Raw genomic sequence first — 14,219 nt, 5'->3', positions numbered from 1 at the left:
GGCTCAGACCACGCAGAGCGAAAAGCGTGGTTTTCGCTCTGCTTCGTGAGCAACGGCTTGCAGCCGTCGATCACGGCGGCACCGTTTGTAGGTCTGAATCCATCCATCCTGGATGGCTCAGACCACGCGGAGCGAAAAGCGCGGTTTTCGCTCTGCTTCGTGACCAACGGCTTCCAGCCGTCGATCACGGCGGCACATCCTGTGCCTGTGTGCCTCTGTGCCTCTGTGCCTCTGTGCTGCGGGAAGCTCCGCATTGATCAGAGCTTGCCTTCAGTGATAGCAGAGCCCCGTACCGCGCCTCGACAGTGAGCACCCGGCGGACGACAGTTTGAGGGATCGCCAAGGGGAGCGCGGGCATGGATGCGAAGCGGCCGACGGGGGCGAGCGGCAAGGCGAGGACGGGCCGATGAGGCACCCGTGGGCCGTGTTCGCGCTGCCGCGCGTGGTGGTGGTGCTGGGGCTGGCCTCGCTGCTGAACGACGCGGCCAGCGAGATGATCGCGCCGCTGTTGCCGGTGTTCCTCACCCTGGTGCTGGGCGCCGGGCCGGCGGTGGTGGGGCTGGTCGAGGGCGTCGCCGAGGCCACCTCCAGCCTGATGAAGCTCATCGCCGGGCGCCTGGCCGACCGTGGCTGGCGCATCAAGCCGCTGGTGGTGGGCGGCTACGGCTTGTCCAACGCGGTGCGCCCGCTGATCGCGCTGGCCTTGAACTGGGGCTGGGTGCTGGGGCTGCGCTTCATGGACCGCATCGGCAAGGGGCTGCGCACCGCGCCGCGCGACGCCTGGCTGGCTGCCTCGGTCGCCCAGGCGCACCGCGGCCAGGCGTTCGGCTTCCACCGGGCGCTGGACCATACCGGCGCGATGCTGGGCCCGCTGCTCGCCTTTGCGCTGCTCGGCCTCGGCCTGGAGATGCGCGAGGTGTTCCTCGCCTCGGCCGTGCCGGGCCTGCTGGTGATCCTGCTGCTAATGTTCGGCACCGCCTCGCCGCCGGCGCCGCCGCCCAGCGCCTACGCGCCGCTGCGCTGGCGGGTGCTGGATGCGCGCGTGCGCGGCATGGTGGTGGCGGCCGGGGGGCTCGCGCTCGCCACCGCGCCCGAGGCCTTCCTGGTGCTTTGGGCCAGCGCGCGCGGGCTGGAGCTGGTGTGGGTGCCGCTGCTGTGGGCCGCGGCGCATGCGGTCAAGGCGCTGGTGGCCTACCCGCTGGGCGGCCTGTCCGACACGCTCGGGCGCCTGCCAGTGGTGCTGGGCGGCTGGAGCGCGCGCCTGCTGGTGCTGGTGGCGCTGGCGCTCGCGCCGCCGGGCGCGGCGTGGACCTGGGGGCTGTTCCTGCTATACGCGGCCACACTCGCCGCCACCGAGGGCGCCGAGCGCGCCCTGATTGGCGACTACACCCCGGAAGGCCAGCGCGGCACCGCATTCGGCGTGTACCACATGCTGAGCGGCCTCGCCGCGCTGCCGGGCGCGGTGCTGTTCGGGGTGCTGTGGGAGTGGGTGAGCATGGAGGTCGCGTTCCTCACCTCGGCCGGGCTGACCGGCCTCTCCGCGCTGTTGCTGCTCATCTTCGCGCGCCGCGCCGCGCGTGCACCGGGCTGAGCGCCGCGCTGCCCGCGTCTGATCACTGCATCGAGTGCAGCCCGATGATGTTGCCTTCGGTGTCGTTCACGATGGCGATGTGACCGTAGGGGCCGATCGCGAACTTGTCCTGCACGATGCGCCCGCCGTGTTCTGCCGCGCGCCGGGCCTCGACCGCGCAGTCCTCGCAGGAGAAATAGATCAGCGTGCCGCCGCCGCCCGGACGGACGCCGTCCATCTTGGACAGGGCGCCCGCGGCGCCTGTCCCGTTCTCCTGCATGGGGAAGGCCCACATCTCCATGTCGGCGTCGGGGCTGTCGAGCTTCTCGAGTTCGACCCCGAGCATGTGCTGGTAGAACGTCTTGGCGCGCGCCATGTCGTCCACGTAGATCTCGAACCAGATAACCGGATTGGCGGTTCGCATGATGTCCTCCCGGGTGTCGTGCATTGACCGGCGTTTTCACTATAGGCGCTGCGATCGGCGCCGGATCAGGCGCGGCGCACCAGGGCGGGGCGCACGCCAATCGGCGCTGCACCGACACGGTGCGCGCGCATCCGGTATTGATCCCCGCATGTGGCGCCAAGGTACCGCGACGGCGTGCCGGTGCCGGTTGGCCCCGATCTTGCTCCGCTTCGACTGAGCAAGAGAATCACTGTGCGTCGCTTGCTTCATAACAGCTTGGCAATGGGTGGCTAGGGTTCCGGTCCGCGGCGCGGATGGCTGGTCCGAGAGCTGCCGACCTCGCAGGAGGTTACACGGAGGGATAAAAGCCCGGGAGATCGATAGTGATTCTCCTTGCGCTTCGACGCCCGACAACCCTGAGGAGGGACCATGAGCCAGCGTCACCGCTACAACCCCGTGCGTCTGCTTACCGCCGGACTACTCGCCCTTACCCTCGGTCTGGGCGGCGCGGCCCACGCGAACGAGCGCGACAGCTTCCGCATCGCATGGAGTATCTACGTCGGCTGGATGCCCTGGGGCTACGGCGACGTCTCGGGCATCGTCGACAAGTGGGCCGAGAAGTACGGCATCGAGATCGAGGTCGTGCAGATCAACGACTACATCGAGTCGATCAACCTATACACGGGCGGGCGCTTCGACGGCGTCACCGCCACCAACATGGACGCGCTGACGATTCCCGCTGTCGGCGGGGTGGATACCACGGCGCTCATCGTCGGTGACTTCTCCGACGGCAACGACGGCGTGGTGCTCAAGGGCGCGGACAGCCTCGCGGCCATCGAGGGCAAGCGCGTGCACCTGGTCGAGCTGTCGGTCTCGCACTATCTGCTGGCCCGTGGGCTGGAGAGCGTCGGGCTGCGCGAGCGCGACATCCGCGTGGTCAACACCTCGGACGCCGATATCGTCGGCGCCTTCTCCTCGTCCGGCGTGCAGGCGGCGGTGACCTGGAACCCGCAGCTCAACGAGATGCGCCGGACGCCCGATGCCAACGTGGTGTTCGACTCGGCGCAGATCCCGGGCGAGATCGTCGATCTTTTGGTGGTCAACACCGAGACGCTCAAGGCCAATCCGAAGCTCGGCAAGGCGCTCGCCGGTGCCTGGTACGAAATCATGGGCATCATGCGCGAGGAGGGCGCCGAGGGACGCGCGGCACGCACCGAGATGGCCGAGGCGTCGGGTACCGATCTGGCCGGTTACGAGGCCCAGCTGGCGTCGACGCGCATGTTCTACAGCGCCGAGGAGGCCGCGGCCTTCACCGAGGGTGATCAGCCGCGCATCACGATGGACCGCGTGCGCCAGTTCGCCTTCACGCATGGCCTGCTGGGCGAGGGCGCACGCAACCCGGACTTCGTCGGCATCGAGTTTGCCGACGGCTCGATTCTGGGCAGCCCGGACAACGTGCGCTTGCGCTTTACCTCCGAGTACATGCGCCTCGCCGCCGAAGGCAAGCTCTGACGGGCCGGCCCCGTGCCCCGCTCACCTGCCGCCTACGCCACCGGAACGCTCCCATGAAGCGCTTGATCAATCGCCACCCGACGCGGCCGCTGAGCCTCGCTCTCGGTCTGTTGCCCTTCGTGCTGGTGCTGCTGGTCTACCTGAGTGCCTCGACGGCGCGCCTGGCCGAGAACCCCGACGATCGCCTGCTGCCCTCGCTGAGCGCGATGGGGGAGTCCTTTCATCGCCTGGCAACGGTGGAGAACCGACGCACGGGTGACATCGTGCTGTGGGTCGACACGCAGGCGAGCCTGTCCCGCCTGGGCCTCGGGGTGCTGATCAGCGCGCTGCTCGGCCTGGCGGTCGGCGTCGCGACCGGGCTGATTCCGTTCGTTCGGCGGACCTTCTCTCCCTTCGTGGCGGTGGTCTCCATGATCCCTCCGCTCGCGGTGCTGCCCATCGTGTTCATCGCCTTCGGGGTGGGGGAGCTGTCGAAGGTGGTGCTGATCGTGCTCGGCATCGCGCCCTTCATCATGCGTGACATTCAGCAGCGGGTGGAGGAGCTGCCCCGGGAACAGCTCACCAAGGCGCAGACGCTCGGCGCGTCGACTTGGCAGATCGGTTTGCGCGTGGTGCTGCCCCAGGTGCTGCCGCGGCTGCTCGACGCGGTTCGGCTGTCGCTGGGGGCGGCGTGGCTGTTCCTGATCGCCGCCGAGGCCATCGCCGCGACCGAGGGGCTCGGTTACCGCATCTTCCTGGTGCGCCGCTACCTCGACATGGAGACGATCCTGCCCTACGTGATGTGGATCAGCCTGCTGGCCGTCCTGCTCGACCTCACCCTGCGGCTCGCCACGCGCATGCTCTTTCCCTGGTATCGCGGGGGGCGGTCCTGATGAGCGCGATCACCCTCAAGCACGTGTGGAAGGAGTACGGCGATCAGGTGGTGCTGGAGAACATCAACCTGAACGTCAAGAAGGGCGAGTTCGTCACTATCGTCGGCGCCTCGGGCTGCGGCAAAACCACCTTCCTGCGCATGCTGCTCGGCGAGGAACAGCCCACCCGCGGGGAGATGCTGCTCGACGGTGCGCCGCTGCCGGCCGAGCCCGGCCCGGACCGCGGCGTGGTGTTTCAGAAGTATTCGGTCATGCCGCACCTGACGGCACTCGGCAACGTCATGCTGGGCGCCGAGCTGGAGGGCTCGCCGCTGTTCGGCCGCTTGTTCGGCCGCCGCCGCCGCGAGGCGCGCGCGCGGGCCATGGAGATGCTGGAGGCGGTGGGGCTGGCGCAGGCCGCGGACAAGTATCCGGCCGAGCTGTCCGGCGGTATGCAGCAGCGCCTGGCGATCGCGCAGGCGCTGATGAAAAACCCGAAGGTGTTGCTGCTCGATGAGCCGTTCGGCGCGCTCGACCCCGGGATTCGCAAAGACATGCACGCGCTGATCCTGGAGCTATGGCAGCGCACCGGCCTCACCATCTTCATGATCACCCACGATCTGAAGGAAGGCTTTTACCTCGGCACCCGGTTGCTGGTGTTCGACAAGCTGCGTGACGATCCCCACGCGCCGGGGGCCTACGGCGCGCAGATCACCCACGACATTCCGCTCGGGCACACCGAGCACGCGCTGTACCGGAACATCCGCACTGCCGTGGGCCTGCCGCCGGAGCCCGATGCCGATCATCCCGGCGGCCTGGCCGCCTGCGTCATACCAAGGAGCAAGAAATGAACTCGCAGACTACAGGAGAGGCGCTCTACAGCGAACTCGTGCCCGGCGGCCGTGCCTGGTCGATGGTCATCAAGCGCGGCTACAGCTTGCGCCTCGTCGACGCCGAAGGCGGCGCCAACGTCAGCATGCTGCTGTTCAATCCGCACAACCTGATCGAGCGCTACAACATGGCCGACGTGCTCAAGGCGCAGCACACCTTCAAGCTGACGCGCGGCCACATGCTGTACTCGGACATGGGGCGCGTCATGCTCTCGATCATCGAAGACAGCTGCGGTTGGCACGAGAGCGTGGGGGGCGTATCCGACGCGGCGCTGGTGCAACAGAAATGGGGCGAGGCCGACTACCAGCAGGCGCGCAACGCGTTCTACCGCAACGGTCGCGACCTGTTCCTGATCGAGCTCGCCAAATGGGGGCTCGGCAAACAGGATCTCGTGCCGAATCTCAATTGGTTCAGCAAGGTGTTCGTCGACGCGTTGGGCAACCTGCAGTTCGATCCGAACAATTCGCGCCCCGGCGCCGCGGTGACCTTGCGCGCGGAGATGGACACCCTGGTCGTGCTGAACACCGCCCAGCACCCGCGCGACCCCGCGCCGGATTACCTGCCCCGCCCGGTGCGCCTGGAGATCGCCCGCGCGGCGCCGGTGGCCGAAGACGACTACTGCCGTCGCCTGCGCCCGGAGAACGAACGGGCCTTCCAGAACACCGCCATTTACCACTGCCAAGGGTGAGCGCCATGAGCGGACCGAACATCATCAAGAGCCGACGCAATATCGAGGATGCGGTGTATCGGGAGGTGGTGCCCGGCGGCGACCCGTGGATGAAGGCGTTGAAGAAGGGCCAGACCCTGCGCATCCTCGATCTGGAGGGTAACCAAGCGGTCGATACCCTGTTCTTCAATCTGGCCGATCCGAAGGAACGCTACAGCGCCATCGACACGATCAACGCCCAGGGCAACGTCTACCTGAGCACCGGCACGCGGTTGATGTCGAACGAAGGGCGCGTGATGCTGACCATCACCGCCGATACCTGCGGTCGCCACGACACCCTGGGCGGCGCCTGCGCCGCCGAGTCGAATCAGGTGCGCTACGGCCTCGACAAGAAATTCATGCACAGCTGCCGGGACAATTTCCTCAGCATCATCGCCGAGCACGACGACTGTGGCATCACCAAACGCGACCTGAGCAGCAACATCAATTTCTTCATGAACGTACCGGTGACGCCGGACGGCGGCCTGAGCTTCGAGGACGGCATCTCCGGGGCCGGCAAGTACGTGGAGATGCGCGCCGAGATGGACGTGCAGGTGTTGGTGTCCAACTGCCCGCAATTGAACAACCCCTGCAACGCCTATAACCCGACGCCGGTGGAGATGATCATCTGGGATTGAGGCCCACACGCCTCGCCGCGGTCTCCACCGCGCGTGACGCCGCCGGGCGCCGATCCCGGCCCCTCGAGGACGACCTCGAGCGGAATGCCAAGCAGGCGGGACGCCCCGCCGACATCCGAGACACCCGCATGTTCAAAAAGGTCCTGATCGCCAACCGCGGTGCCATCGCCTGTCGCATCATCCGTACGCTGAAACGCCTCGGCGTGCACGCGGTGGCCGTGTACTCCAAGGCCGACGCCCATTCGCTGCACGTGGCGCAAGCTGACGAAGCGGTGTGCATCGGCGAGGCGGCGGCCGCCGAATCGTATCTGGTGGCCGAGCGCATCCTGGAGGTGGCGAAGCAGACCGGCGCCGAGGCCGTGCACCCCGGCTACGGTTTCTTGTCCGAGAATGCCGACTTCGCGGCTGCGTGTGAGGCCGCCGGCATCGCCTTTATCGGGCCGACCCCGCAACAGATGCGCGACTTCGGTCTCAAGCACACCGCCCGGGATCTCGCCGAACAGTGCGGCGTACCGATGTTGCCGGGCACGGGTTTGCTGCCCTCGGTGGACGAGGCGCTGGAGGCCGCCGAGCGCATCGGCTATCCGCTCATGCTCAAGAGCACGGCCGGCGGCGGCGGGATCGGCATGCAGTTGTGTTACGACGCCGCCGCGCTCAGCGATGCCTACGCGTCGGTGAAGCGGCTGTCGCAGAACAACTTCGCCAACAGCGGCATCTTTTTGGAGAAGTACGTCGAGCAGGCGCGGCACATCGAGGTGCAGCTGTTCGGCGACGGGCGCGGGCAGGTGATCGCGCTCGGCGAGCGGGACTGTTCGCTGCAGCGGCGCAACCAAAAGGTGGTCGAGGAGACCCCGGCGCCCAACCTGCCGGAGGCCGTGCGCGAGGAACTGTTGGCCACCGCCGAGCGCTTGGGGCGGAGCGTGAACTATCGCTCGGCGGGCACCGTGGAGTTCATCGTCGATGCGCGCAGCGGCGCGTTCTATTTTCTCGAGGTGAACACCCGGCTGCAGGTCGAACACGGTGTGACCGAAGCGGTGACCGGCGTCGATCTGGTGGAGTGGATGGTGCGCGGCGCGGCCGCCGACCTGCCCGATCTGGAAAGCCTGCGACCGGCGCCGCCGCGCGGCCACGCGATACAGGTGCGCCTGTATGCCGAGGACCCCGGCAAGAATTTCCAACCCTCGACCGGCATCCTCACCGAGGCGGCCTTTCCGCCCGAGGTGCGGGTCGACACCTGGGTCGAGCGGGGCACCGAGATCTCGCCCTTCTATGACCCGATGATCGCCAAACTGATCGTGCACGGAGCGGATCGCGCGGCGGCCCGAGATCGGCTCATCGAGGCGCTGGACGCGACGCGCTTGGCGGGGCTGGAGACCAATCTCGCCTACCTCGGCCAGGTGGTGCGCGACCCGGTGTTTGCCGAGGGCCGCCAGACCACGCGCTACCTCAATGGCTTCGCCTACCGCGCCGCGACCATCGAGGTGGTGAGCGCCGGCACGCAGACCAGCGTGCAGGACTGGCCGGGCCGGGTGGGCTACTGGGACATCGGCGTCCCGCCCTCGGGCCCCATGGACAGCCTGGCGTTTCGGATCGGCAACCGCTTGCTGGGCAATGCGGAAGGGACGGCGGGGCTGGAACTCACGGTCAACGGCCCGACCCTGAAGTTCAACTGCGACACGGTGATCGCGCTGACCGGCGCGACCATGTCGGCGAGCCTGGACCAGAAGCCCGTGCCCTATTGGCAGGCGGTGCCGGTGCGGCGTGGCCAGACCCTCAAGATCGCTGCGGTCGAGGGCGCCGGTGTGCGCGCCTACCTGCTGGTGAAGGGGGGGATCGAGGCGCCGATGTACCTCGGAAGCCGCGCGACCTTCAGCCTGGGCCAGTTCGGCGGTCACGGCGGCCGCACGCTGCGGCCGGGCGACGTGCTGCACATCAGCGAGCAAACGCGCGGCGGCGAGCGGTCGCTGAAGCCGGGGCTGGTGCCGGCGTACACCGACCGTTGGGAGATTCGCACCATCTACGGGCCGCACGGCGCCCCGGATTTTTTCACCGACGCGGATATCGACACCTTCTTCGCCACCGATTGGGAGATTCACTACAACTCCAGTCGCACCGGCGTGCGCCTGATCGGCCCCAAACCGACCTGGGCGCGCGAGACCGGCGGCGAGGCCGGCCTGCACCCGTCCAACATCCACGACAACGCCTACGCCATCGGCACCATCGACTTCACCGGCGACATGCCGGTGATACTCGGGCCGGACGGACCGAGCCTGGGCGGCTTCGTGTGTCCGGCCACGGTGGTGACGGCGGACCTGTGGAAACTCGGTCAGCTGCGTCCCGGGGACCGCGTGCGTTTTGTGCCGGTGAGCATGGCCGACGCCAACCGCCTGGAGCGCGACCTCGACCGGGCCGTCGCCGAGCTGAGCCCGGTCCGCGACGCAGCCGCGCCGATCGCCCTCGTCACGCCGGTGCTGAAGGAGAAGAGCGCCGCCGAACATCCGGTCGGCGTGAGCTACCGGCCGTCGGGTGACAAGTACTTGCTGGTGGAGTACGGGCCCCTGGTACTCGATCTGAACCTGCGCTTCCGCGTGCAGGCCCTGCTCGAGTGGCTGGCGGAGCAGCGCATCACGGGCATCGTCGACATGACGCCCGGGGTGCGCTCGTTGCAGATCCATTACGAGTCCAAGCAGTTGCCGCTGGCGCGCCTGCTCGACCTCCTCGAACAGGCCGAGGCCGAGCTCAAGGACCTCTCCGACGCCGAGATGCCCTCGCGCATCGTCCACCTGCCGCTGGCCTGGGACGACAGCCAGACCCGGCTCGCCACCGAGAAGTACATGCAGTCGGTGCGCAAGGACGCGCCGTGGTGTCCGCGCAACATCGAGTTCATCCGGCGCATCAACGGGCTCGACAGCGAGGAGGCGGTCAAGCGCATCGTGTACGACGCCTCGTACCTGGTGATGGGCCTGGGCGATGTGTACCTCTCCGCGCCGCTGGCCACCCCCGTCGACCCGCGCCACCGCCTGGTGACGACCAAGTACAACCCGGCGCGCACCTGGACGCCGGAGAACGCGGTGGGCATCGGCGGCTCCTATATGTGCATCTACGGCATGGAGGGGCCGGGCGGTTACCAGTTCGTCGGCCGCACCCTGCAGGTGTGGAGCCGCTACCACCAGACCCGGGAATTCGAAAAGCCCTGGCTGCTGCGCTTCTTCGATCAGATTCGTTACTACGAGGTCTCCGAGCAGGAACTGCTCGCCATGCGCGAGGATTTCCCGCGCGGGCGCGTGCACATCGACATCGAGGAGACCACCTTCTCGCTGCGCCGCTACAACCAGTTCCTGCGCGAAAACCACGCCAGCATCGACGCCTTCCAACAGACACAGCAGGCCGCGTTCGAGGCCGAGCGCCGGCACTGGATCGCCACCGGCCAGGCCAACTACGCCTCCGAGAGCGAGGCCGTGGCCGAGGAAGCCGACGCGCTCGCGCTGGCGCCCGATGAGTCGGCGGTGGAGAGCCATGTCCACGGCAGCGTCTGGCAGATCCCCGTGAAGGAGGGCGAACGGGTGCGCGCGGGCCAGCCGGTGATCGTCATCGAGTCGATGAAGATGGAGGTCACCGTCGTCGCCGACAGCGACGGCGTGGTCACGCGCGTGTTGTGCGCCGAGGCCGGCCAGGTGACGCCGGGTCAGCCGCTGTTGGTGATCGATACCTCACGCTCTGTAGCCCGTACTGCCTAGGAAGCGACCCATGCCCGATATGACCCTCAGCACGCTCAAGGCCGCCTACCGCGCCGGTGTCGCCACGCCGGCCGAGGTGGTCGCGCGCGCCGCCGCCGCGGCCCGCGCCGACACCCGCAACGGCTGGATCACCGTCCTCAGCGACGCCCAACTGCGCCCCTACATCGAGCGCCTGACCGCGGCCGACCCGAGCCGCCTGCCGCTCTACGGCATTCCCTTCGCCATCAAGGACAACATCGACCTGGCCGGGGTGCCCACCACGGCGGGGTGTCCGGACTATGCCTACACGCCGAGCGAATCGGCCTTCGTCGTCCAGCGCCTGCTCGACGCGGGGGCGGTGCCCATCGGCAAGACCAACCTCGACCAGTTCGCCACCGGCCTGGTGGGTACGCGCTCGCCCTATGGCCCCGGGCGCAACGCCTTCGATCCCGACTACATCGCGGGCGGCTCGAGTGCCGGCTCGGCGACCGCGGTCGCCTTGGGGCAGGTCAGCTTCTCGCTCGGCACCGACACGGCCGGTTCGGGGCGCGTGCCGGCGGCGTTCAACAATCTGGTGGGGCTCAAGCCGAGCAAGGGATTGCTCAGCACGCGCGGCGTGGTGCCCGCCTGCCGCAGCCTGGATTGCGTGTCGATCTTTGCGTTGAACGGTGCCGATGCGCAGGCCGTGCTGCGCGTGGCGCAGTGCTACGACCCGGCCGACGCCTACGCGCGTCCCGTGCAGGCGCCGCGCCGCGGGCGCGGTGCGTTCGCCGAGGCCGGTTTTCGATTCGGGGTGCCGCGCGCGGCGCAGCTGAGCTTTTTCGGCAATGCCGACGCCGAGGCCTTGTACCGGCAGAGCGTGGAGCGCTTGCAGTCGCTCGGGGGCGAACGGGTCGAGCTCGACTTCGAGCCGTTTCTCGCCGCCGCCCGGCTGCTCTATGAAGGCCCTTGGGTGGCGGAGCGCTACCACGCGATCAAGGACGTGATCGAGACGCGCCCCGAGATCCTTCACCCGGTCACGCGCGCCATCATCGCCGGCGCTGCCGAGTTCTCCGCCGTGGACGGCTTCGACGGCCTTTACCGGCTGGAGGCGCTGCGCCGTGCGGCCGAGGCGAGCTGGCAGCAGGTCGACGTGGTGGTGACGCCCACCGCCGGCACCATCTATCGGCTCGACGAGGTCGCGGCCGAGCCGATGCGCCTGAACAGCAACCTCGGCTACTACACCAACTTCATGAACCTGCTCGACCTCGCCGCGATTGCGGTGCCCGCCGGGTTTCAGTCGGACGGTCTGCCATTCGGGGTCACGCTGTTCGCGCCCGCCTTCTATGACGACGATCTGCTGCAACTCGGCGACCGCCTCCACCGCAGCGCCGGGCTGGCCCTGGGCGCGGGCGACGCGGCTCACCCTGCGCAGGCCCCGGCGCCGCCGAGCGGACGAGGCCGGGTGCAGGTCGCGGTGTGTGGCGCGCACATGGAAGGTCTACCGCTGAACCACCAACTCAGCGAGCGCGGGGCTCGCCTGCTCTGCCGCACGCGCACCGCGCCCGCCTACCGCTTGTACGCGCTGCCGGGCGGGCCGCCCTTGCGGCCGGGCCTGGTGCGGGCAGGCCACGGCGGCGAGGCGGTCGAGGTCGAGGTGTGGGAGCTGGCGGTGGAGCATTTCGGCAGTTTCGTCGCCGCCATCCCCGCGCCGCTCGGTATCGGCAAGATCGAACTCGGCGACGGCAGCTGGGTGCCAGGCTTCATCTGCGAGGCCTATGCGGCTGAAGGTGCCGAGGAGATCACCGCGCTCGGCAGCTGGCGAACCTTTCTTGATAAGGGCGCGTGTCTTCCGCCTCAGGCGACGGCCACGGCCTCGCGCTCATAGACCTGCGTGAGCCAGATGAAGGTGGTGGCCTGGTAGCGTTTGCTGAAACCGGCCGCGCGGATCCAGCCCTCGATGGCGGCCGGGCTGTGCGCATAGGGGCGAAAGTCCGAGCGCAGCAGCTTCATTCCCAGGGCGCCGAGGGCGATGCCGGCGCGCACGTACCAGCGGTCGCGCGGGTAGGTGAGGGCGATCACGCGGCGCGTGCCGGCCAGCGCGCGGTGCACCATGCCGTGCGCGTCCGGGTAGCAGCACACCACCTTGTCGAGCACGGTCACATCGGCCGCGCCTAGCGTCTCCTGCATGAAGTCGCCGACCACGTAGCGCGTGCGGTCGGCGAGGCCGCGCTCGCGCGCCCATTGTTCGGCCTCTTCGATCATGCGCGGCGCGAGGTCGATGCCGGTCGCGCGGCCCGCGCCGCGCTCGAGCAGCGTCTGGTGCAGGTGGCCGACGCCGCTGCCGATCTCCAGCACGTGGGCGCCCTGGTAGCCGGCCTGTGCCAGGCCCTCCAGCAACTGGCGTTGGGAAGGCTCGAAGCCGCGGCGCTCGAAGCGCTTGCGGTAGCGGTGCGCGAACAGCGAGAAGACGCGGCTCGCGGACTGGGCATGGGGGCAGCAGCAGGGCATGGAGACCCCCTGACATAGGGCGAAACGAGCGGGCTGTTCGAAGTCTAGCAGGGCCCGTCCTGCACCATGTTCAACCGCGCGGCGCCCGCGCCGCAGGTGCGTCGGCTATCTTCATTGAAGACCCTAATTGCCGACCAATCACGCCATGAATCGCCGCACACTTTCTCTGACGCCTGCACTGCTCTTGCTCCTGGTTACCGGCTGCGGTGGCGACGGCTTTACCAGCGAGACGGTGCAGGTCGGCGCCGTGTACCCCTTCTCGGGCGACAGTGCCGATGTGGGCGCGGAGATCCAGCAGGGGCTCGAACTCGCCCGCGACATCATCAACGGCGAGCACCCCGAACTGGACCTGCCGCTGGCCCCGGGACGGGGCCTGCCCGGTCTCGACGGGGCACCCCTGCAGGTCCTGTACGCCGACACCGGCGGCACGCCGGGCGGCGCGCGGGAGGCCGCGCGTAGCGTGATCGGCAGCACCGTGGCGCTGCTCGGCGCCTATCAGAGCGTTGCCACCGCCTCCGCCTCCGAGGTGGCCGAAACGGCCGGGCTGCCGTTCCTGAATCCGGAGTCCACCGATCCAAGCCTGACCGAGCGGGGGTACGCGTGGTTCTTCCGTACCACGCCCGACGATCGGACGTTCGTGACCAATGCGTTCGCGTTCATCACCGATCTGAACGCCGAGCGCGACGCGGGCCTTGCGCGCCTCGCCGTGGTGCACGAGGGCACCGGCTTCGGCCGCGGCTTCATGAACCTGGTGGAGGAGGGGGCGCCGCAATACGGACTGGAACTGGTCGGCGAAGTGGTCGCCGACGGTCTGCCGGACAACGTACCGGCCGGGGTGGCCGCGGTGCGGGCGGCGGAGCCCGACGTGGTGCTGTTCGCGGTGTACGAAGAGGACGCGGTGCGCTACATGCAGGAGTTCAAGCGTCAGGACTATGCGCCGCCGCTGATCTGGGCCAACGACGCCGGCTTCGTCTCGCCGGCGTTTCAGGAACGGCTCGGCGCCGATGCCGCCTACGTCACCTCGCGCGAGGTGTGGTCGGCGGCGCTCACCCAGACCAATCCGCTCGCCGCCGAGGTGAACGACCTCTACCGGGCGCGCTACGGGACCGACTTGAACGGCAACTCGGCGCGCGCCTTCATCGGCCTGCTCACCTTGGCCGAAGCCATCGACCGCGCCGCCTCCACCGAGCCCGACGCCATACGCGCGGCGCTGACGGAGACCCACATCCCCGCCGAGCAGCTCATCGTCCCGTGGCAGGGCGTCCGTTTCGATAGCTCCGGCCAGAACACCCTGGGCGACGGCATCGTGGTGCAGATGTTCGAGGACGGTTACGCGGTCGTCTGGCCCCACGCGCTCGCGCTCGAGCCGGTGGTGTTTCCGTTTCCCGCCTGGGGAGCGCGCTAGGACAGGGCTGAATGACGCGCTCTAGGCTTGCTCAGAC

11 protein-coding genes are annotated in these 14,219 nt (G+C 68.6%); 9 read left to right on the top strand and 2 right to left on the bottom strand.

The genetic code is table 11. The annotated features are described in order from the left end of the window. The first annotated feature begins 406 nt into the window (after positions 1 to 406). Complete coding sequence (locus HUS23_06715; GenBank protein ID QKT03519.1) at positions 407 to 1,591, top strand: MFS transporter; 1,185 nt, start codon at positions 407 to 409, stop codon at positions 1,589 to 1,591. A gap of 22 nt (positions 1,592 to 1,613) precedes the next feature. Here the strand turns inward: HUS23_06715 and HUS23_06710 are convergent, their stop codons facing one another. Continuing rightward, positions 1,614 to 1,994, bottom strand: coding sequence for a VOC family protein (locus HUS23_06710; GenBank protein QKT03518.1), 381 nt, complete (start codon positions 1,992 to 1,994; stop codon positions 1,614 to 1,616). A 408-nt stretch (positions 1,995 to 2,402) separates the two neighbouring features. Here HUS23_06710 and HUS23_06705 point away from each other — a divergent pair, with 408 nt between their 5' ends. From HUS23_06705 to atzF, 7 genes are all read left to right on the top strand, one after another. Then, positions 2,403 to 3,485: an ABC transporter substrate-binding protein gene (locus HUS23_06705; protein ID QKT03517.1), complete on the top strand. Its 1,083-nt coding sequence runs from the start codon at positions 2,403 to 2,405 to the stop codon at positions 3,483 to 3,485. A gap of 53 nt (positions 3,486 to 3,538) precedes the next feature. After that, positions 3,539 to 4,357 carry an ABC transporter permease subunit gene (locus HUS23_06700; GenBank protein ID QKT03516.1) on the top strand — a complete coding sequence of 273 codons (819 nt, stop codon included), beginning with the start codon at positions 3,539 to 3,541 and terminating at the stop codon, positions 4,355 to 4,357. After that, positions 4,357 to 5,187: an ABC transporter ATP-binding protein gene (locus HUS23_06695; protein QKT03515.1), complete on the top strand. Its 831-nt coding sequence runs from the start codon at positions 4,357 to 4,359 to the stop codon at positions 5,185 to 5,187. Before HUS23_06700 ends, HUS23_06695 begins: the two co-directional genes overlap by 1 nt. Continuing rightward, positions 5,184 to 5,915, top strand: a complete 732-nt coding sequence (locus HUS23_06690; GenBank protein ID QKT03514.1) for an urea carboxylase-associated family protein — start codon at positions 5,184 to 5,186, stop codon at positions 5,913 to 5,915. Before HUS23_06695 ends, HUS23_06690 begins: the two co-directional genes overlap by 4 nt. A 5-nt stretch (positions 5,916 to 5,920) precedes the next feature. Continuing rightward, the gene (locus HUS23_06685) at positions 5,921 to 6,571 is read left to right on the top strand and encodes an urea carboxylase-associated family protein (GenBank protein QKT03513.1); all 651 of its coding nucleotides are present in this window, start codon (positions 5,921 to 5,923) and stop codon (positions 6,569 to 6,571) included. Between the two features lie 128 nt (positions 6,572 to 6,699). After that, on the top strand, positions 6,700 to 10,308 hold the full coding sequence (uca, locus tag HUS23_06680) for an urea carboxylase (GenBank protein QKT05003.1): 3,609 nt from the start codon (positions 6,700 to 6,702) through the stop codon (positions 10,306 to 10,308). A gap of 10 nt (positions 10,309 to 10,318) precedes the next feature. After that, positions 10,319 to 12,154, top strand: a complete 1,836-nt coding sequence (atzF, locus tag HUS23_06675; protein QKT03512.1) for an allophanate hydrolase — start codon at positions 10,319 to 10,321, stop codon at positions 12,152 to 12,154. Here the strand turns inward: atzF and HUS23_06670 are convergent. Beyond that, on the bottom strand, positions 12,124 to 12,777 hold the full coding sequence (locus tag HUS23_06670; protein ID QKT03511.1) for a methyltransferase domain-containing protein: 654 nt from the start codon (positions 12,775 to 12,777) through the stop codon (positions 12,124 to 12,126). The genes atzF and HUS23_06670 overlap by 31 nt on opposite strands. A 145-nt stretch (positions 12,778 to 12,922) precedes the next feature. On the opposite strand from HUS23_06670, the gene HUS23_06665 reads away from it, so the two are divergent. After that, positions 12,923 to 14,182, top strand: a complete 1,260-nt coding sequence (locus HUS23_06665) for an ABC transporter substrate-binding protein (protein ID QKT03510.1) — start codon at positions 12,923 to 12,925, stop codon at positions 14,180 to 14,182. Positions 14,183 to 14,219 lie beyond the last annotated feature (37 nt).

The organism is Ectothiorhodospiraceae bacterium 2226 (genome assembly GCA_013348725.1).
Classification (GTDB): domain Bacteria; phylum Pseudomonadota; class Gammaproteobacteria.
Note: the sequence above shows the minus strand (reverse complement) of the source record. Positions and strands in the feature narration are given on the sequence as shown.